The organism is Streptomyces sp. NPDC048600 (assembly GCF_055587025.1).
In genome coordinates this window covers 18,524-36,973 of the sequence record NZ_JBVJGZ010000022.1, presented here as the reverse complement: position 1 = coordinate 36,973, position 18,450 = coordinate 18,524, and the positions used below count along the sequence as shown (strand labels likewise).

General features: G+C 71.4%; 19 protein-coding genes. 2 read left to right on the top strand and 17 right to left on the bottom strand.

Annotated features, from left to right (window positions below; translation table 11 throughout):
- Positions 1-116 precede the first annotated feature (116 nt).
- Together ACZ6SQ_RS26665 and ACZ6SQ_RS26660 are read right to left on the bottom strand one after the other, a co-directional pair.
- Positions 117-725 (bottom strand): TetR/AcrR family transcriptional regulator, encoded by a 609-nt coding sequence (locus ACZ6SQ_RS26665; protein ID WP_469566312.1) that lies wholly within the window; start codon positions 723-725, stop codon positions 117-119.
- A gap of 405 nt (positions 726-1,130) precedes the next feature.
- The gene (locus ACZ6SQ_RS26660; RefSeq protein ID WP_469566310.1) at positions 1,131-2,561 is read right to left on the bottom strand and encodes a hypothetical protein; all 1,431 of its coding nucleotides are present in this window, start codon (positions 2,559-2,561) and stop codon (positions 1,131-1,133) included.
- A 284-nt stretch (positions 2,562-2,845) separates the two neighbouring features.
- Between ACZ6SQ_RS26660 and ACZ6SQ_RS26655 the strand changes: the two genes are divergently transcribed.
- Both ACZ6SQ_RS26655 and dapA read left to right on the top strand, forming a co-directional pair.
- Entirely contained in the window at positions 2,846-4,675 is a 1,830-nt protein-coding gene (locus tag ACZ6SQ_RS26655; RefSeq protein ID WP_469566308.1) for an endonuclease/exonuclease/phosphatase family protein, read from the top strand.
- A gap of 175 nt (positions 4,676-4,850) precedes the next feature.
- The gene (gene dapA / locus ACZ6SQ_RS26650) at positions 4,851-5,738 is read left to right on the top strand and encodes a 4-hydroxy-tetrahydrodipicolinate synthase (protein ID WP_469566306.1); all 888 of its coding nucleotides are present in this window, start codon (positions 4,851-4,853) and stop codon (positions 5,736-5,738) included.
- 46 nt (positions 5,739-5,784) lie between these two features.
- On the opposite strand, the gene ACZ6SQ_RS26645 is transcribed toward dapA, so the two are convergent.
- The 15 genes from ACZ6SQ_RS26645 to ACZ6SQ_RS26575 form a co-directional block, all read right to left on the bottom strand.
- A complete protein-coding gene (locus ACZ6SQ_RS26645; protein WP_469566304.1) occupies positions 5,785-7,014 on the bottom strand; it encodes a WD40 repeat domain-containing protein in 1,230 nt (409 codons plus the stop codon).
- Positions 7,011-7,559 carry a SigE family RNA polymerase sigma factor gene (locus tag ACZ6SQ_RS26640; protein ID WP_469566303.1) on the bottom strand — a complete coding sequence of 183 codons (549 nt, stop codon included), beginning with the start codon at positions 7,557-7,559 and terminating at the stop codon, positions 7,011-7,013. The genes ACZ6SQ_RS26645 and ACZ6SQ_RS26640 overlap by 4 nt, the downstream gene beginning before the upstream one ends.
- Before the next feature lie 185 nt (positions 7,560-7,744).
- The gene (dapD, locus tag ACZ6SQ_RS26635) at positions 7,745-8,734 is read right to left on the bottom strand and encodes a 2,3,4,5-tetrahydropyridine-2,6-dicarboxylate N-succinyltransferase (protein WP_386379380.1); all 990 of its coding nucleotides are present in this window, start codon (positions 8,732-8,734) and stop codon (positions 7,745-7,747) included.
- 151 nt (positions 8,735-8,885) lie between these two features.
- Positions 8,886-9,788 carry a CU044_5270 family protein gene (locus ACZ6SQ_RS26630; protein WP_469566301.1) on the bottom strand — a complete coding sequence of 301 codons (903 nt, stop codon included), beginning with the start codon at positions 9,786-9,788 and terminating at the stop codon, positions 8,886-8,888.
- 1 nt (position 9,789) lies between these two features.
- Positions 9,790-10,380: an RNA polymerase sigma factor gene (locus ACZ6SQ_RS26625; RefSeq protein ID WP_469566300.1), complete on the bottom strand. Its 591-nt coding sequence runs from the start codon at positions 10,378-10,380 to the stop codon at positions 9,790-9,792.
- Positions 10,381-10,460: 80 nt separating this feature from the next.
- The gene (locus ACZ6SQ_RS26620; RefSeq protein ID WP_469566298.1) at positions 10,461-11,003 is read right to left on the bottom strand and encodes a TetR/AcrR family transcriptional regulator; all 543 of its coding nucleotides are present in this window, start codon (positions 11,001-11,003) and stop codon (positions 10,461-10,463) included.
- On the bottom strand, positions 11,003-11,323 hold the full coding sequence (locus tag ACZ6SQ_RS26615; protein ID WP_469566297.1) for a DMT family transporter: 321 nt from the start codon (positions 11,321-11,323) through the stop codon (positions 11,003-11,005). The genes ACZ6SQ_RS26620 and ACZ6SQ_RS26615 overlap by 1 nt, the downstream gene beginning before the upstream one ends.
- Positions 11,324-11,680: 357 nt before the next feature.
- Positions 11,681-12,013 carry a metal-sulfur cluster assembly factor gene (locus ACZ6SQ_RS26610; protein WP_386379375.1) on the bottom strand — a complete coding sequence of 111 codons (333 nt, stop codon included), beginning with the start codon at positions 12,011-12,013 and terminating at the stop codon, positions 11,681-11,683.
- A complete protein-coding gene (gene sufU, locus ACZ6SQ_RS26605) occupies positions 12,010-12,477 on the bottom strand; it encodes a Fe-S cluster assembly sulfur transfer protein SufU (protein WP_469566294.1) in 468 nt (155 codons plus the stop codon). Before sufU ends, ACZ6SQ_RS26610 begins: the two co-directional genes overlap by 4 nt.
- Before the next feature lie 16 nt (positions 12,478-12,493).
- Positions 12,494-13,750, bottom strand: a complete 1,257-nt coding sequence (locus tag ACZ6SQ_RS26600) for a cysteine desulfurase (protein WP_469566293.1) — start codon at positions 13,748-13,750, stop codon at positions 12,494-12,496.
- A complete protein-coding gene (sufC, locus tag ACZ6SQ_RS26595; protein ID WP_469566291.1) occupies positions 13,747-14,511 on the bottom strand; it encodes a Fe-S cluster assembly ATPase SufC in 765 nt (254 codons plus the stop codon). Before sufC ends, ACZ6SQ_RS26600 begins: the two co-directional genes overlap by 4 nt.
- A gap of 7 nt (positions 14,512-14,518) precedes the next feature.
- Positions 14,519-14,848 (bottom strand): bifunctional 3-phenylpropionate/cinnamic acid dioxygenase ferredoxin subunit, encoded by a 330-nt coding sequence (locus ACZ6SQ_RS26590; RefSeq protein ID WP_386379371.1) that lies wholly within the window; start codon positions 14,846-14,848, stop codon positions 14,519-14,521.
- Positions 14,845-16,026 (bottom strand): Fe-S cluster assembly protein SufD, encoded by a 1,182-nt coding sequence (gene sufD / locus ACZ6SQ_RS26585; protein WP_469566289.1) that lies wholly within the window; start codon positions 16,024-16,026, stop codon positions 14,845-14,847. The genes ACZ6SQ_RS26590 and sufD overlap by 4 nt, the downstream gene beginning before the upstream one ends.
- Before the next feature lie 86 nt (positions 16,027-16,112).
- Entirely contained in the window at positions 16,113-17,534 is a 1,422-nt protein-coding gene (gene sufB, locus ACZ6SQ_RS26580; RefSeq protein ID WP_469566286.1) for a Fe-S cluster assembly protein SufB, read from the bottom strand.
- Positions 17,531-18,265, bottom strand: coding sequence for a helix-turn-helix transcriptional regulator (locus tag ACZ6SQ_RS26575; protein ID WP_469566285.1), 735 nt, complete (start codon positions 18,263-18,265; stop codon positions 17,531-17,533). The genes sufB and ACZ6SQ_RS26575 overlap by 4 nt, the downstream gene beginning before the upstream one ends.
- Positions 18,266-18,450: the final 185 nt, after the last annotated feature.

Here is an 18,450-nt window from a genome sequence, read left to right as displayed (position 1 = left end):
CACGGCAGCCAGATCAGCCACAGCCGGAACTCTCGTCGCAGGGCAGGGGCGCCCCAGCCAGGGGCGCCCGCCGCGCTCAACCCCGCGAACTCAACCCGCGAACTCAACCCGCGGCCTCAACCCCGCGGCCTCAACCCCTCCATGAGGAGGGAGACATAGCGTTCGACGCGCTGTTCCTGGTCGTCCGCGAGGTCGGAGGCACTGGCCAGCCCGAGGGCCAGCCGCAGCACGTCCAGGGGCTCCACGTCCGCGCGCAGGGTCCCCTCGCGCCGGGCCGCCTCGACCAGCCGCCCGGCCGCGTCCCGGAGGGTGCTGCCGCAGACGGTGGCCGCGGCACCCTGAGCGGCGGCCGCGCCCAGCAATGCCCGCAGTCCGCGGATCTGGATGGTGCCGAGGCCGAGTTCCCGCATCCATTCCGCGAGCGCCTCGCCCGGTGGCAGCAGCTCGCCGATCTCGTCGGCGCGGGCAGTCAGCGCCTCGATACGGTCGACGTAAGCGGCCTCCAGCAGGGCCTGGCGGGTCGGGAAATGCCGGTAGAGCGTTCCCGAGCCCACACCGGCTCGTTTGGCGATCTCGTCGAGCGAGGCGTTCTCACCGTGTTCGGCGAAGAGTTCGGCGGCGACCCGCAGAAGCCGCTGATGGTTACGGCGGGCGTCCGCCCGCTTCGGCAGGGCGGCCGTGCCGTCCCGGCCGGCCGTTCGGCCCCCCGCTCCCACCTGCGACATTCGGCTGCTCCTCACGGACCGGGGACCGTCCCCGCATCCTATCGCCGCCGTCACCCGGTCAGGCCCGCGCGGGCCACCTGGTGTCCTCCACCGTACGTGCCGGGCGGAGTCGGACAGGACCGCGTTCGATACGCGTGAAGTACGCCATGATGAATTCCCCCGAATTCGCTGTGGTTTCCGAGGGAGACGCGACGCGGAAGGCGATGGATCCGCGTATTTCGAGCCGATGGAAAATGGGCCGGATTCGTTTCCCGGCCTTGTCGCCGACCGACCGGGCACCCGGTTTTCGCGGCGCCTCCCGAGTTCCCACTCTAGGAGGGCGCCATGGCCCGGGCGAGTCAATAAACGACCGTCGACCGCCGTGCGGGACACGGCGGTCGCGTCACCGGAAGGGGCACGGAAGGGTCAGTTCCCCTGCTGGGAACGGGCCTTGAAGGCGGCCTTCCGGGCTTCCTTGGCGACCTTCTTGTCCGGGTGCAGCCGCCCCATCGCCTCCAGCACGTCGGCCGTCGCGGGGTGGTCCACCCGCCAGGCCGCGGCGAAGAAGCCGCTGTGCTGCTCGGCCAACCCCTCGACGAGCGCCTGGAGTTCCTCGGAGTTCCCCTCGGCGGCGAGCTGCGCGGCGACGGTGTCGACGGTCAGCCAGAACACCATCGCCTCGGACGGCGCGGGCACGTCCGCCGCGCCGCGCTCGGTGAGCCACACCCGGGCCAGTCCGCCGAGTTCGGCGTCGTCCAGGACCTCGCGCAGCGCGGGTTCGGCCTCCGGGCCGACCAGGGACAGCGCCTGCTGGCAGCGCAGCCGGCGCAGCGGCCCGCCCGTGTCGGCACCGCGCGCTGCGGCGAGGAGTTCACGGGCCGCGTCGAGGGCCTCGCGGCGGGCGAGCCACTGCTCGGTCTCGGCCTGCGCGGCCCGCGGGCCGAACCCGGCGGTGCCGTCCAGCAGCGTGTCCGCGCCCTTGTCGGCGAGCTCACCGACGGCCGGGGCGGCGAACCCGGCCTCCAGCAGCCTCGCCCGCAGCCCGTACCGGCCGAGCGGGGTGAGCCGGACCATGCCGTAGCGGGAGACGTCGGTGTCGTCGACGGACTCGGGTCCCTCGGGGTCGTCGACATCGGCCATCAGCGCCTCGTCGACGGGCCGGTACTCGACCAGGCCGACGGGTTCCAGCAGCCGGAACTGGTCGTCGAGGCGCATCATCGCGTCGGAGACCTGCTCCAGCACGTCGTTGGTGGGTTCGCCCATGTCGCTGGGGACGATCGCGGACGCGGCGAGCGCGGGCAGCGGCACGGGGGCGTCGCCGGGGCCGTCCTCGCTGACGGTGAGCAGATAGAGGTTGGCGAGGACGCCGTCGAGGAAGTCGGCGTCGGCCTGCGGGTCCCAGTCCAGCTGGGAGAAGTCGACGGTGCCGCCCTCGTCGAGCGCGTCGACCAGGCCGTCGAGGTCGGGCACGCTCGCGTCGGCGATCAGCGTCTCCAGGGCGTCCTGCCAGATCCCGAGCACCTCGTGCGGGGAGCCGGAGGTGAGCAGGGCGAGGTCGGCGCCGGCCGTGACGGTGCCGGTCTCCTCGTCGGCGATCTCGACGAGTCCGGTGTCGACGGCGACCTGCCAGGCCTCGGCTGTCTCCGCGGCCGCGTCGTCGCCGTCGAGTCCGAGGGTCTCGGCGGCGGCGGGGAGCTGCTCCTCGGCCAGGCCGCCGGCCGCGTCGACGCGGGTGTCGGGTCCGGCCCAGCGGGCGAGCCGGGCGGCACGGGACAGCACCGGCGTGGACAGCGCGGCACGCGCCAGCTCCGCTTCGGACGCAAGCCGCACGGGCGGCAGGGGGGAGCTGTCTGACATGAGCCTGCTTCTCCTAGGGCACCTGGACGGCCGTACGGCACTCACGACGGCGGTGAACTGGGCTCAGCCTAGACGGATTTCCACCCATGCCGCCCGGTTCATCTGCCCGTCAGGCGCCGTACATGGCCGAAACCTTGACAACTGACGGGGCCAGGCAGGAAATTGACGCGCGTAGAAAGAGGGGGAACACCTGTGCACCGACGCTGTCCGCGTCCCGGTGCCCCGGTCCAGAGACCTCACCGCCCTCGTCCCGGCGCCAGACCAACGTCCCCGGAGGGATCCCTTTGCCGAGCAAGTCTTCCGCGCGCCTCGCCGCGCTCACCGTCGCCGCCGTGTGCTCCGCGGCGTCCACGGTCGTGCTGACGTCGCCCGCCCACGCCGACGCCGTCCGTGTCCACGACATCCAGGGCACGACCCGGACGTCCCCGTACGCGGGCCAGCAGGTCGCCGACGTGACCGGAATCGTCACCGGCGTGCGGACCTACGGTTCCTCGCGCGGCTTCTGGATCCAGGACCCGGAGGCGGACGCCGACCCGGCCACCAGCGAGGGCGTCTTCGTCTTCACCGGCTCCGCCCCGAAGGGCGTGGCCGTGGGCGACCTGGTGAAGGTCTCCGGCACGGTCACCGAGTTCGTGCCGGGCGGCGCCGCCTCGGGCAACCAGGCGGTGACCGAGATCACCAAGCCGGTGATCACCGTGGTCTCCAGCGGCAACGCCGTCCCGGCCGCCGTCGTCCTGGATGACGGCTCCGTCCCGGACGCCTACGCCCCGGAGGGCGACCCCGCCGCCGGCGGCTCGGTGAACGGCCTCACCCTGAAGCCGTCCTCGTACGCGCTGGACCTGTACGAGTCCGTGGAGGGCATGAACGTCCAGGTCGCCGACGCCCGTGTGGTCGGCGCGACCGACCCGTACACCGAGCTGTGGGTGACGGTGAAGCCGCAGGAGCGCGACAGCCGCCGCGGCGCCACGGTCTACGGCTCCTACGCCGCCCAGAACAGCGGCCGGATCCAGATCCAGTCGCTCGGCAAGCCCGCCGACTTCCCCGTCGCGAACGTCGGCGACACCCTGGCCGGTGTCACCGCCGGCCCGCTGGACTACAACCAGTTCGGCGGCTACACGCTGATCGCGGACCGGCTCGGCACTCTGGAGAGCGCCGGTCTGGAGCGGGAGAGCACGCGCAGGCAGCGGTCGGGCGAACTGGCGGTGGCCACCTACAACGTCGAGAACCTCGACCCGTCCGACACCAGCTTCGACGCGCACGCGAGCGCGATCGTGAACAACCTGAAGTCGCCCGACATCGTGTCCCTGGAGGAGATCCAGGACAACAACGGCGCGGTGAAGGACGGCACGGTCGCCGCGGACCAGACCGTGCGCAAGCTGATAGACGCGATCGTCGCGGCGGGCGGCCCGGCCTACGACTGGCGCTCGATCGACCCGGTGGACCTCGCCGACGGCGGTGAGCCGGGCGGCAACATCCGCCAGGTGTTCCTGTTCAACCCGCGGCGGGTGTCCTTCACCGACCGCGCGGGCGGCGACGCCACCACCGCGGCCGGTGTCACCGAGGTGCGCGGCAAGGCGGCCCTGACCGTCTCGCCGGGCCGCATCGACCCGGCGAACGCCGCCTGGGCCAACAGCCGCAAGCCGCTGGCCGGCGAGTTCGTCTTCCGTGGCCGTACGGTCATCGTGGTCGCCAACCACTTCAACTCCAAGGGCGGCGACCAGGGTCTGACCTCGCAGTTCCAGCCGCCGGCGCGCAGCTCGGAGACCCAGCGCCACGCGCAGGCGACGGTCGTGAACACGTTCGTCAAGGACGTCCTCGCCGTGCAGCGCAACGCGGACGTGGTGGTCCTCGGCGACATCAACGACTTCGAGTTCTCCGGCACCGCGAAGATCCTCGAAGGTGACGGCGAGCTGTGGTCGGCGATCAAGTCGCTGCCGCGCACGGAGCGTTACTCGTACGTCTACCAGGGCAACGCCCAGACGCTGGACCAGATCCTGGTCAGCCCGTCGGTGCGCCGCGGCTGCGCGTTCGAGTACGACAGCGTGCACATCAATGCGGAGTTCAACGACCAGATCAGCGACCACGACCCGCAGGTGCTGCGTTTCTACCCGTGAGGTCCCCCGGGGCCGTCCGGCACTCCCGCCGGCCGGCCCCGGTCCGGCCGGCCGCCGCCCCGCTCCCCAGCCGCTCGGGGAGGGGGCGGCGGCTGCCGTTCCTGAAGCACCGCTTAGCCATATCTCGTAGGAGATTTAAGTGGAGCTTCACCGAGGTCGCGCCGAGACTACCTCCATGACGTCTCCTCCCTTCGGCCGCGCCCTGTGCGCGATGATCACGCCCTTCACCGAGTCGGGCACCCTCGACCTCGACGGCGCCCAGCGGCTCGCCGACCGGCTGGTGACCGAGGGCTGCGACGGACTCGTGCTGTCCGGCACGACGGGTGAGTCGCCGACCACCTCGGACGCCGAGAAGGCCGAGCTGATCGCGGCAGTGCGGAAGGCGGTGGGCGCGCGGACCTCGGTCGTCGCGGGCGTCGGCACCTTCGACACCCGGCACACCGCCGAACTCGCCCTGCAGGCCGAGAAGTCCGGCGCGGACGGGCTGCTGGTGGTCTCGCCGTACTACAGCCGGCCGCCGCAGGACGCCCTGGAGGCGCACTTCCTGGAGGTCGCGGACGCCTCCGGCCTTCCGGTGCTGCTGTACGACATCCCCGGCCGCACCGGCACCCGGATCGAGGCGGACACCGTCCTGCGCCTCGCCGAGCACCCGAGGATCGTCGGCGTCAAGGACTGCTCCTACGACTTCCTGGCCGCCCAGAAGGTGTTCTCCCGTACGGATCTGGCGTACTACGCGGGCTGCGACGAGCACAACCTCGCGCTGTACGCGGTGGGCGGCGCCGGGTACATCAGCACGGTCGCCAACGTGGTCCCCCGTCATCTGCGGTCCGTGCTGGACGCGTTCGACGCGGGCGACACCGCGGGAGCCGCCCGGCTCCAGCAACGGGCCACCGAGCTCATCGAGTCGATGATGTCGTCCGGGCTGCCCGGCTCGGTCACCGCCAAGTCCCTGCTGAACGCCCTCGGTCTGCCAGCCGGCCCGGTGCGCGCGCCGCTGCGGCCGGCCGGTCGACAGGCGGCCGACGGGCTGCGGGCGGCGTACGAGCGGCTCACCGCCGGCTGAGGCCGACCGGCTGCCGCCGCACGTCGCGCCGGGCTCAGCGTCGCGCTCAGCGCCGGGCGAAGACCGGGGTCCAGGCGTACTCGGAGGGATACGCCGCCTCCTTTGGCACCCCGCTGAGCGGGACCGTCTCGTCACTGCCGATCGTGACCAGCACCAGGCGGGGCCGGTACGGCTCGTCGAGGCCGGTCGCCCGTTCCCAGGCGATGAGCCGCCGGTCGTCGGCCCAGGCCAGGAGCTGCGCGCCGCGCACCTTGGCCACCTCCTCGCCGGTGCGCGGGTCGCGGATCGAGGAGTAGGACCTGCCGGGAGGCAGCTCCTCGGTCAGCCCGAGGGCGGCGAGCCGTCCGTCGGGGGAGAGCCGGGCCGGCACGTCCGAGCGCAGCCACCGCTCGCCGGTGGGCGCGGCGACCGGCCGCCCGTCGAGGCCGTAGAACTGCTGGAGACCGTCCCGGGAACCGAGGATCTGGCAGTACACGGTCCGCCCGTCCCGTCCGAAGGAGAAGTCCTGGCGACTGCCCCACAGGTCGTCGCCGCGCTCGGCGACGGCACTCCAGGTGCCCCGTGCCGTGGCCACGTCGAGGATGTGGAAGCCGGTGCGGCGGGGGTCGGTGGGCGGGAGCGAGTAGCCCCTGGCGGTCTCCTCGACAACGCCGGTGTCCGACGGGACGGTCGGGTCGGGGTGGTGCTCGTACGTCGTGGCGACGAGCTTCGTGCCGTCGGTGGAGAACGCGAGCCCGCCGACGGCGTGGTCCACCGGAATCCATCTCCGGACCTCGCGGGTGCGCAGGTCCAGCAGGCCGATGCGCGAGGCGGGCAGCCGCCGTTCGAGCACGGCGGCGGTCCGCAGTCCGGGCGCGACGGCGACGAAGGACCAGCGGGCGTCCTTCTCGTACCGGCCGCTGACGGGATCGAGCAGCCAGTACGTCCGCTGTACGACCCCCTGCCACTCGGTCACCGGGACGGTCCGCGTCAGGTAGTAGGCGGCGAGGGCGGTGTCACCGGCCTCGATCAGCTCGCGCGGCGGCGACTGGTCGGCGTGCGCGCTGATCCCGAGCCGGGCCGCGAAGGGCGAGGGCTCGCCCCGGCCGCCCGGGAGCAGCGGCCCGGTCACGGCGACGGCGACGACGGCCGCGCCGGCCGATGCCAGGGCGGCGAGCCGCCGGGCCCGGCGGCGGCGACGAGTCCGCAGCACGCGTTCGGCGAACCCGGGCGCGGCGGCCGGCTGCTCGTCGGCCAGTTCCCGCAGGGAGTCCCGCACCAGTTCCTCGACGTTCACGGACGCACCTCCACGGGCGAGAAGTCACGGGGCCCCTGGGCGATGTCCCGAAGGGCGGCCAGCTCGGGCGCCAGGGCGCGCAGCCGGGCGAGGGAGCGATGGGTGGTGGAGCGCACGGTGCCGACGGAGCAGCCGAGCAGGCGGGCCACCTCGGCCTCGGGCAGGTCCTCGAAGTAGCGCAGCACGAGCACGGCCCGCTGCCGGGCGGTCAGCCGGCCGAGGGCCTGGCGCATCACCAGACGCAGTTCGGCCGCGGTGGAGCCGTCGGGGACGGGGTGGCCGTCGGGCGGCTCGGCGACGCTCAGTTCGAGCCGCCGCCACTTCAGCCGCCAGCGGCTGATCTGCTGCCGGTACAGGATCTGCCGTACGTAGGCCTCCGGCTCGTCGATCCGCCGCCACCGCCCGGCCGCCTTGACCAGGGCGTTCTGCAGCAGGTCCTCGCCCGCGTGCCGGTCGCCGCCGCTGAGCAGCACGGCCGTTCTCAGCAGCGAGGAGGACCGGCCGGCCACGAACCGCCGGAACTCCTCCTGTGCCTCGGCGTCCATCGCCACCTTCTCCGCCCCGGGCGGACCCGTCGTCCGCCCCCCGTACTTCTACTGACGCGCGCGGGGCGGGGCGGCTATGCGAGGCGGGCGGAACTTTCCCGCCCGTGAACGCGGAAACGGCCCGGAGCCCGCACCGCGTCCCCCGCGATACGAGCCCCGGACCGCTCCGAGGCGCCGGCCGTACGTCAGTTGTGGCTGTGCAGGATCTCGTTCAGGCCGCCCCACTCCGCGTTGTTGGGGACCGCCTGGACGGCGCCCGTGACGGAGTTGCGGCGGAAGAGGATGTTGTTGGCGCCGGAGAGCTCGCGGGCCTTGACGGTCTGGCCGTCGGGGAGGGTGACCTTGGTGCCGGCGGTGAGGTAGAGGCCCGCCTCGACGACGCAGTCGTCGCCCAGGGCGATGCCGACGCCGGCCTCGGCGCCGACCAGGGAGCGCTCGCCGATGCGGACGCGCTCCTTGCCGCCGCCCGACAGGGTGCCCATGGTGGAGGCGCCGCCGCCGATGTCCGAGCCGTCGCCGACGACGACGCCCTGGGAGATGCGGCCCTCGACCATGGAGGTGCCGAGGGTGCCCGCGTTGAAGTTGACGAAGCCCTCGTGCATGACCGTGGTGCCCGAGGCGAGGTGCGCGCCGAGGCGGACCCGGTCCGCGTCGGCGATACGGACGCCGGCCGGGGCGACGTAGTCCGTCATGCGCGGGAACTTGTCCACACCGAACACGCTCACGTGCACACCGCGGGCGCGGGCCGCGAGGCGGACCGTCTCCAGGGTGTCCACGGCGACCGGGCCGAGCGAGGTCCAGGCGACGTTGGCGAGCAGACCGAAGATGCCGTCGAGGTTCTGCTCGTTCGGCTTCACCAGGCGGTGCGAGAGCAGGTGCAGCCGCAGGTAGGCGTCGTGGGTGTCGAGCGGCTTGTCGTCCAGCGAGGAGATGACCGTACGGACCGCGACGACCTCCGTGCCGCGGATGCCGTCCTTGGCGATCGCGGCCACCGCGTGCTCGCCGAGCAGCGCGGCGGTGCGCTCGGCGTCCAGCCGCTCGGTGCCCGCGGGGCCGGGCTCGTCGGTCAGCTCCGGGGCGGGGAACCAGGTGTCGAGGACGGTGCCGTCGGCGGCGATCGTGGCGAGGCCGGCGGCCACGGCGCCGGTGGTGCGGGGAGCAGTCGTGTCGGTCATGAGGGAAACCTAACGTGACCCGGCCATCCCGGGCCAACCGCCCACGGCCCGTCTCACGTGCCGGTCGGCGGGGCTCCGAGGGCCGACGGCCTCACGGTTCCCGCCCTGCGGGCCGGCGGCCTCACGGCTGCCGCCCCACGGGCCGGCGGCGTCACGGCTTCCGCCCCTTCTTCTCCACCACCGCCACCGCGTCCCGCGCCCCGCTGATCAGCGGGTCGCCCTTCCGCCATCCGTCGCCGTCCGTCCCGGCCAGGTAGCGGAAGCCGCGGTAGTGGTACGTCACCGGGTCGAGGAGGGTCTCCTCGCGGTCCGCCGAGGGGCGGGTGCCCTTGAGATAGAGGGCGATCGCGCCGCGCCCCGTGACGTCGGTGACGTCGGCGGCCCGCACGCCGGGGATGGAGGCCAGGGCCCGGTAGACCTTGGCGAGGTCCTCGGGGTCGTAGGCGTAGGCGCGGGAGAGGACGGTGGTGAGGGCCCGGTACTCGTGCTGGACGCGGGTCTCGGTCGAGTCGGTGGCGTCGTAGAACTGCCGGGCCCGCGTGCGGACCTGCCGGACGTCGTCGGGCAGCGTCCGCAGGAACTCGTACTGCTCCCGGGGTGAGTGGTCGTCGCCCTGCTTGCCGTTCTCGGAGGCCGGGTCGGCGTACTTCGTCCACCGCTCGTCGGTCTGCGGTCCCGGATCGTCGTCGGTCAGGTTGCTCTCCACGGTGCGGGAGTAGATCCACTGGCCCTCGCGCGCGGTCCTGCCGGGTCCGGCGGCGATCACGTCCGCGGCCTGGTTCAGCAGGTCCTTCGCACTGCCGAGCTCGATCGTGTACGAGGGCCGGGAGCCCGCCCGGGTGTCCTCGGAGCCGCCGTCGGCCACGTGCGTGCCGACCAGCGCGACCGCGGTGATCGCCGCGGCGCCCACCGCCGCGAGCCGCCAGTCGCCCCGCAGGCGGCGGGAGCCGCGGGCCGCCTCGCGCAGCAGCCGGTCCCGGCCGGCGACGAGGTCGGGGCGGGAGCCGACGGGCGCCTCGGAGCGCAGGTCGCGGACCGCCGTCATCTCGTCCATGTCAGACCACCTCCGTGGGGTCGAGGGTGAACGCCGGGTCGGCGCCCAGGGCCGAACGCACCTTGCGGCGGGCACGGTTGAGCCGCGAGCGGACCGTGCCGACGGGGATGCCGAGCGCCTCGGCGACCTCCTGGTAGCTCAGGTCGGCCCAGGCCACGAGCAGCAGGACATGGCGGTCGCCGGCCGACAGGGCGGCCAGCGCCCCGGCCAGCGGGAGGTGCGCGCTCCCGGCGGCGAGCCGTTCGTCGGCGCGCTCCGACCAGGACTCGGCGACCGGGTCGTGTCCGGTGCGGGCCAGCGCCCGCAGGGCCCGGACCTCGGCACGGCGGTGCTTGCCGATGAGGTTGCCGGCGATGCCGTACAGCCAGGGCCGGGCGTTGCCCCGGGTGGTGTCGTAGCGGGCACGGCCGCGGAAGGCGACGAGGAACGTCTCGGCGGTGATGTCCTCGGCCGCGCCCGTGCCCAGACGGCGTGCCGCGTACCGGTGGATGTCGGGCGCGTACCGGTCGTACAGCCGCGCGAACAGCTCGGGCTCCTCCAGCGACTGGGCGACCAGGTCGCCGTCCTCGCACAGCGCCGGCGGTCCGGTCACGTGGCCTCCAGGGAACGGGTTCTGCTTGAGCATGTCATCCGCTGTTCCCCGATCCCCCGGAACGGGTTCACGGGACGGGTTCACGCCCCCCGCAGCACCCGCCCCAGCATCTCCCGCGCGTATGCCTCGTCGTACGGCGCCCCCGTCAGCAGCACCTGGAGGCACACCCCGTCCAGCATCGCGACCAGGGCCCGCGCGGTGACGGGGTCGGTGTGGGCGGCGAGGAGCGTGCCGACGCCGTGCGCCCACTCGGCGGCGACGGGCCGCAGCGCGGGCCGGCGCAGGGCGGCGACATACAGCTCGTACTCCAGCTCCACTCCCTCCCGGTCGCCCGCGAGCCACTCGCCGGTCAGCGCGGCGAGCCGTGCCGCCAGATCGGTGTCCGGGTCGTCGAGCCCGCCGCACTCGGCGATCAGCGCGGTGAAGCCCTCGCCGGTCTGGCGCAGGGCGGCGACGAGGAGGTCGTCGAGGGTGGCGAAGTGGTACGTCGTCGAGCCGAGCGGCACATCCGCCTCGGCGGCGACCGTGCGATGGGTCAGTCCGGCGATGCCGCGCTCCCCCACGACCCGGATCGCCGCGTCGATGATCCGCTGCCTGCGCTCGGGGTCGTGCCGCCGGGGCATCAGTGCGCCCCTCCCATGTTGAGCACGACCACCCCGACGATGATCAGCGCGATCCCGGCGGCCTTGGCGGTGTTCATCCCCTCCCCGAGGAAGAGCACGCCGATGGTGGCGATCACGGCGGTGCCGACCCCGGACCAGATCGCGTACGCCGTGCCGACCGAGACCGTCCGCAGTGTCTGGGCGAGCAGCAGGAAGGACACGACGTAGCCGAGCCCGGTCAGCACGGACGGCAGCAGCCGGCTGAAGCCGTCGGTGTACTTGAGCGCGGTCGTGGCGCAGACCTCCGCGGCTATGGCCCCGGCCAGCAGTAGATATCCCATGTGTACGAGCGTACGCAACGGTCGCTTCCGGCTTTCGGGGCAGCCTCCGCCTCCCGTTCACCCCGAATGCCCCGCCATATCCGTGATGCGCATCCGACGCATCGCATGACGCGCGCAGATCGCCACGCACTCCACACGCTCCGCACATCGCCAGTGACGCTGGGCGCCTGAAAATTCCGCGACCAGTCGCTCACGCTCGACCAGGCATCAAGTACTCCCGGATTTCGGCCCGTTGAAGGGACGCGCCACGACCCGCAGGCCGCCCGCACCACCCCGTGACCCGGGGCGCTCCATGAACGCGTGAAGGGGCGGCACCCCCTGACAGGGTGCCGCCCCTTCCACGTCGTCGGGCGGGTCTCAGACGTTGAAGCCGAGCGCGCGCAGCTGATCGCGGCCGTCGTCCGTGATCTTGTCCGGGCCCCACGGCGGCATCCAGACCCAGTTGATGCGCAGTTCGCTGACGAGGCCGTCCGTGGCGGACTTGGCCTGGTCCTCGATGACGTCCGTCAGCGGGCAGGCCGCGGAGGTCAGGGTCATGTCGATCGTCGCGATGTTCGCGTCGTCGATGTGGATGCCGTAGATCAGGCCGAGGTTGACGACGTCGATGCCCAGCTCGGGGTCGACGACGTCGTACAGGGCCTCGCGGACCTCCTCCTCGGAGGCCGGCTTCATCTCCACGGTGTCGCTCATGCCGTCTTCCTTTCGGCGTCGGCTCCGCCCAGGGCTTGCGCCGTCGCGTCCTTCCACGCCATCCAGCTGAGGAGGGCGCACTTGACCCGGGCCGGGTACTTGGAGACACCGGCGAACGCGACCGCGTCCTCCAGCACCTCCTCCATCGCGTCGTCGGGCTCGATCCTGCCCTTGGACTGCATCAGCTCCAGGAAGGTCTCCTGGATCTTCTGCGCCTCGGAGAGGTCCTTGCCCACGAGGAGCTCGTTCAGCACGGAGGCCGAGGCCTGGCTGATGGAACAGCCCTGGCCCTCGTACGAGACGTCCTCGATCTTCGTGCCGGCGTACTTCACGCGGAGCGTGATCTCGTCCCCGCACGTCGGGTTCACATGGTGCACCTCGGCGTCGCCGTCCCGCAGACCACGCCCATGAGGGTTCTTGTAGTGGTCCAGGATGACTTCCTGGTACATCGAATCCAGCTTCATGCGATCGCTCGTCCCGTCAGCCGAAGAAGTTCCGGACGTGCTCCAGCCCCTCGACCAGCGCGTCGATCTCGGCCGGAGTGGAGTACAGATAGAACGACGCTCGGGTGGTCGCGGGAATTCCGTACCGCAGGCAGACCGGGCGGGCGCAGTGATGGCCGACCCGGACCGCGATGCCCTGCTCGTCGAGCACCTGGCCCACGTCGTGCGGGTGGATGTCGCCGAGGGTGAAGGAGATCGCCGCGCCCCGGTCCTCGGCCGTGGTGGGGCCGATGATCCGCAGGTCGGGGACCTCCTGGAGACGCTGGACCGCGTACTCGGTCAGCGCGTGCTCATGGGCGAGGATCTTGTCCATGCCGATCGAGCTCAGGTAGTCGATGGCGGCGCCGAGGCCGACCGCCTGGGCGATCGGGGGCGTGCCCGCCTCGAACTTGTGGGGCGCGGGGGCGTACGTCGAGGAGTGCATGGACACCGTCTCGATCATCTCGCCGCCGCCCAGGAACGGAGGCAGGTCCTCCAGGAGTTCCTGGCGGCCCCACAGGACGCCGATGCCGGTCGGGGCGCACATCTTGTGGCCGGTGAAGGCCACGAAGTCGGCCTGGAGGGCCTGTACGTCCAGCGGCATGTGCGGGGCGGCCTGGGAGGCGTCGATGCAGACCAGCGCGCCGACCTCCTGGGCGCGGCGCACGATCGCCTCGACCGGGTTGACCGTGCCCAGGATGTTGGAGACCAGCACGAAGGAGACGATCTTCGTCTTCTCGGTGATGACCTCTTCGATGTTGGACAGGTCCAGGCGGCCGTCGTCGGTGAGACCGAACCACTTCAGCTTCGCGCCCGTGCGCTGCGCGAGCAGCTGCCACGGCACGATGTTGGAGTGGTGCTCCATCTCCGTGATGACGATCTCGGTCTCGCGGTCCACGCGGTAGGGCTCGTCGGCCCAGCCCAGCATGTTCGCCACGAGGTTGAGCGACTCGGAGGCGTTCTTGGTGAAGATCACCTCGTCGCGGCTGGGCGCGTTGATGAACTCGGCGACCTTGTCGCGCGCGCCCTCGTACAGCGCCGTGGCCTCCTCGGCGAGGACGTGCACGCCGCGGTGGACGTTGGCGTTGTAGCGCTCGTAGTACTCGTTGAGCGCGTCGAGTACCTGGCGCGGCTTCTGGCTGGTCGCCGCGTTGTCCAGGTACACGAGCTTCTTGCCGTCGTGGAGCGCCCGGTCCAGGATCGGGAAGTCCTTGCGGAGCGCCTCTGTGTCGAGGAGGCCCGGCAGCTGTGTCACTCGGATGCGCCACCCTTCGTGTAAGCCTCGTAGCCCTCCGCCTCGAGCTTGTCGGCGAGCTCGGCACCGCCGGACTCGACGATCTTGCCGCCGGCGAACACGTGGACGTGGTCGGGCTTGATGTAGCGCAGGATGCGCGTGTAGTGCGTGATCAGCAGGGTGCCGACCTCGCCCGTCTCACGGACGCGGTTGACGCCCTCGGAGACGACGCGCAGGGCGTCGACGTCGAGGCCGGAGTCGGTCTCGTCGAGGATCGCGATCTTCGGCTTGAGCAGCTCCAGCTGGAGGATCTCGTGGCGCTTCTTCTCACCGCCGGAGAAGCCCTCGTTGACGTTGCGCTCGGCGAAGGAGGGGTCCATGTTGAGGCGCTCCATGGCCTCCTTGACCTCCTTCACCCAGGTGCGCAGCTTGGGGGCCTCGCCGCGGATCGCGGTGGCGGAGGTGCGCAGGAAGTTGGAGACCGAGACGCCGGGGACCTCGACCGGGTACTGCATGGCCAGGAAGACACCCGCGCGGGCGCGCTCGTCGACGGACATCTCCAGGACGTCCTCGCCGTCGAGCAGCACGGTGCCGCCGGTGATCGTGTACTTCGGGTGGCCCGCGAGGGAGTAGGCCAGGGTCGACTTGCCGGAGCCGTTGGGGCCCATGATGGCGTGCGTCTCGCCCTGCTTCACGGTGAGGTCGACGCCCTTGAGGATCTCCTTCGTGGCGTTGTCGGCCTCGACGGTGACGCGCAGGTCTCGGATTTCAAGCGTAGCCATGGGTGCCTCAGGACTCCTGGTTGAGGGAGGCGCTTACGTCAACAAGGACGCTGCCCCCTTCGATCTTTACGGGGTAAACGGGAACGGGGCGCGTCGCGGGAAGGCCGGACGGCTTGCCGGTGCGGAGGTCGAAGCTGGAGCCGTGCAGCCAGCACTCGATCTGGCAGTCCTCCACCTCGCCCTCGGACAGCGAGACGTTCGCGTGCGAGCAGATGTCGTGGATCGCGAAGACCTCGCCCTCGGTGTGCACGAGGGACACCGGCGTGCCGTCGAGTTCCACCCTCTTCGGGGTGTCCTCCTCCAGCTCGCTCAGCGCACAGGCGCGTACGAAGGTCATGCGACCGACGCCTCCAGCTCCTCTTCGATCTTGGCGAGGAGGCGCTCCTCGATGTCGGCGACACCGATCTGCTGGACCAGCTCGGCGAAGAAGCCGCGGACCACCAGACGGCGGGCCTCGTGCTCCGGGATGCCGCGGGCCATCAGGTAGAACAGCTGCTCGTCGTCGAAGCGGCCGGTGGCGGAGGCGTGGCCGGCGCCCACGATCTCGCCGGTCTCGATCTCCAGGTTGGGCACCGAGTCGACGCGGGCGCCGTCGGTGAGCACCAGGTTGCGGTTCATCTCGTAGGTGTCGGTGCCCTCGGCCGCGGCCTCGATCAGCACGTCACCGATCCACACCGCGTGCGCGTTGTCGCCCTGGAGCGCGCCCTTGTAGACGACGTTGGACGTGCAGTGCGGGGTGTTGTGGTCGACCAGGAGGCGGTGCTCGTGGTGCTGGCCCTTGTCGGTGAAGTACAGACCGAACAGCTCGGCCTCGCCGCCGGTGGAGGAGTAGGAGACCCGCGGGTGGATGCGGACCAGGTCGCCGCCGAAGGTGACCACGATGTGCTTGAAGCCGGCGTCGCGGCCGACCAGCGCGCTCTGCTGCGCGACGTGCACGGCGGTGTCGTCCCAGTCCACGACGGTGACGACGGTCAGCTTGGCGCCGTCGCCGACGACGTACTCCACGTTCGCGGCACGGACGGTGTCGCCGGTGTGGTCGATGACGACGGTCGCCTCGGCGAAGGCGCCGAGCTCGAAGACGGTGTGGCCGTAGGTGACACCGCCCTCGCCGTGCAGACCGAGGCGGACCGGCTCGCTCAGCACGGTGTCCTTGGGCACGGTGACGACCGTGGCCTGCTCGAAGGCGGAGTACGCCTGGGCGGCGACCCGGTCCACCGGCGTGCCGGCCCGGCCGAGCCGGGCGTCGTCGCGGCCGACGGTCTCGATGGTGACGCCGTCGGGCGCGGAGAACTCGGCCTTGATCGTGCCGCCGGGCAGCGCGGTGCCGTCGTGCAGTCCGCGCAGCCGCTCCAGCGGGGTGAACCGCCACTCCTCCTCGCGGCCGTGCGGCACGGGGAAGTCCGCCACGTCGAAGGACGGGGGCGCGCTCATGCGCGTGGCGACGGTCGACTCGGCGGCGACCGCGATCGCGCCGGCGGTGGTGGAGCCCACCGGGTTGTTAGGAGCCTCAGCCATGGCTGTCGGTCTGCTCTCTTTCCTACGTTGCGATGCTCGGCCCGCTACCGGTGCGGGCCGACTGCTGCTGGACCGGGGGCGGGGTCTTAGCCGACCGCGCCTTCCATCTGCAGCTCGATCAGCCGGTTGAGCTCGAGGGCGTACTCCATGGGGAGCTCCTTGGCGATCGGCTCGACGAAGCCGCGCACGATCATCGCCATGGCCTCGTCCTCGGACAGGCCGCGGCTCATCAGGTAGAAGAGCTGGTCGTCGGAGACCTTGGAGACGGTCGCCTCGTGACCCATGGAGACGTCGTCCTCGCGGACGTCGACGTACGGGTAGGTGTCGGACCGGGAGATGGTGTCCACGAGCAGCGCGTCGCACAGCACGTTGGACTTGGAGCCCGGGGCACCCTCGCCGATCTCGATCAGACCGCGGTAGGAGGTGCGGCCACCGCCGCGCGCGACCGACTTGGAGACGATGTTGGACGAGGTGTTCGGCGCCATGTGGACCATCTTGGCGCCGGCGTCCTGGTGCTGGCCCTCGCCCGCGAAGGCGATGGACAGGGTCTCGCCCTTGGCGTGCTCGCCCATCAGGTAGACGGCCGGGTACTTCATCGTCACCTTGGAGCCGATGTTGCCGTCGACCCACTCCATGGTCGCGCCCTCGTAGGCGACGGCGCGCTTGGTGACCAGGTTGTAGACGTTGTTCGACCAGTTCTGGATGGTCGTGTAGCGGCAGCGGGCGTTCTTCTTGACGATGATCTCGACGACCGCGGAGTGCAGCGAGTCCGACTTGTAGATCGGGGCCGTACAGCCCTCGACGTAGTGCACGTAGGCACCCTCGTCGACGATGATCAGGGTCCGCTCGAACTGGCCCATGTTCTCCGTGTTGATACGGAAGTAGGCCTGGAGCGGGATCTCCACGTGGACGCCCGGCGGGACGTAGATGAAGGAGCCGCCGGACCACACCGCGGAGTTCAGCGACGCGAACTTGTTGTCGCCGACCGGGATGACCGTGCCGAAGTACTCCTTGAAGAGCTCCGGGTGCTCCTTCAGGGCGGTGTCGGTGTCGAGGAAGATGACGCCCTGCTCCTCCAGGTCCTCGCGGATCTGGTGGTAGACGACCTCCGACTCGTACTGCGCGGCGACACCGGCGACCAGGCGCTGCTTCTCCGCCTCCGGGATGCCGAGCTTGTCGTAGGTGTTCTTGATGTCCTCGGGCAGGTCCTCCCAGGACTCCGCCTGCTTCTCCGTGGAGCGCACGAAGTACTTGATGTTGTCGAAGTCGATGCCCGACAGGTCGGAACCCCAGTTCGGCATCGGCTTCTTCTCGAAGAGCCTCAGGCCCTTGAGACGCAGCTTGGTCATCCACTCCGGCTCGGACTTCTTGCCCGAGATGTCGCGGACGACGGCCTCGTTCAGACCGCGCTTCGCCGCGGCACCGGCCTCGTCGGAGTCGGCCCAGCCGTATTCGTACTTGCCCAGGCCTTCCAGCTCAGGGTGGGCGGTCTCCGTGGGGAGAGTCATGCGGGGTTCCTCCCGGCCGTGCTTGCGGATGCGTTGTCGGAAATCTTGGGGATGAACGTCGTGCACACGCCGTCGCCGTGCGCGATGGTCGCGAGCCGCTGGACGTGGGTCCCGAGCAGCTCGGCGAAGAACTCCGTCTCCGCCTCGCACAGCTGGGGGAACTGCTCCGCGACATGGGCCACCGGGCAGTGGTGCTGACACAGCTGCTCACCCACGGGCGCGCTGCGCGCCGTAGCAGCGTACCCGTCGGCGCTCAGGGCCTTGGCCAGGGCTTCCGCGCGCCGGTCGGGGGCGGCGCCCTCGACGGCCGTGCGATAGGCGTCGGCCTGTGCGGCGATCCTGGCGCGGGCGAAGGCGGCGACCGCCTCGCCGCCGCCCTCCTGGTCGGCGATCCAGCGCAGCGCGTCCGCGGCGAGCTTGTCGTAGGACTGGTCGAAGGCGTCCCGGCCGCAGTCGGTGAGTGCGAAGACCTTGGCGGGGCGGCCGCGGGTGCGGGTGCCGTACACCCGCTGCTCACGTGCTTCCACGACGTCGTCGGCGACGAGGGCGTCGAGATGGCGGCGGACGGCGGCCTGGGTCAGGCCCAGCCGCGCGGCCAGCTCGGCGACGGTCGACGGCCCGTGGTCCAGGATGGACCGCGCGACCCGGTTGCGCGTCGAACGCTCACCGGTCGCTAGCTCTTCGTGAGGGGCCCCCGTGGGGGTCTCCCGAGCCTCGCCGACGTTTTTCACAACGCCATTGTTGCGTAATTCCTCGGGACCGGGCAAGCCGCCCAGGAAACCTTGATCGGTGCCCTACATCACTTAGGCATACCTAATCTGACCTGCAAAAACGATCTTTGATCGATCAGAGCGGGCCATGCCCCCGGCTCCCCGCGCACAGCCCCCGCACCCCCTCCGACCGGCCCTGTTGCCCC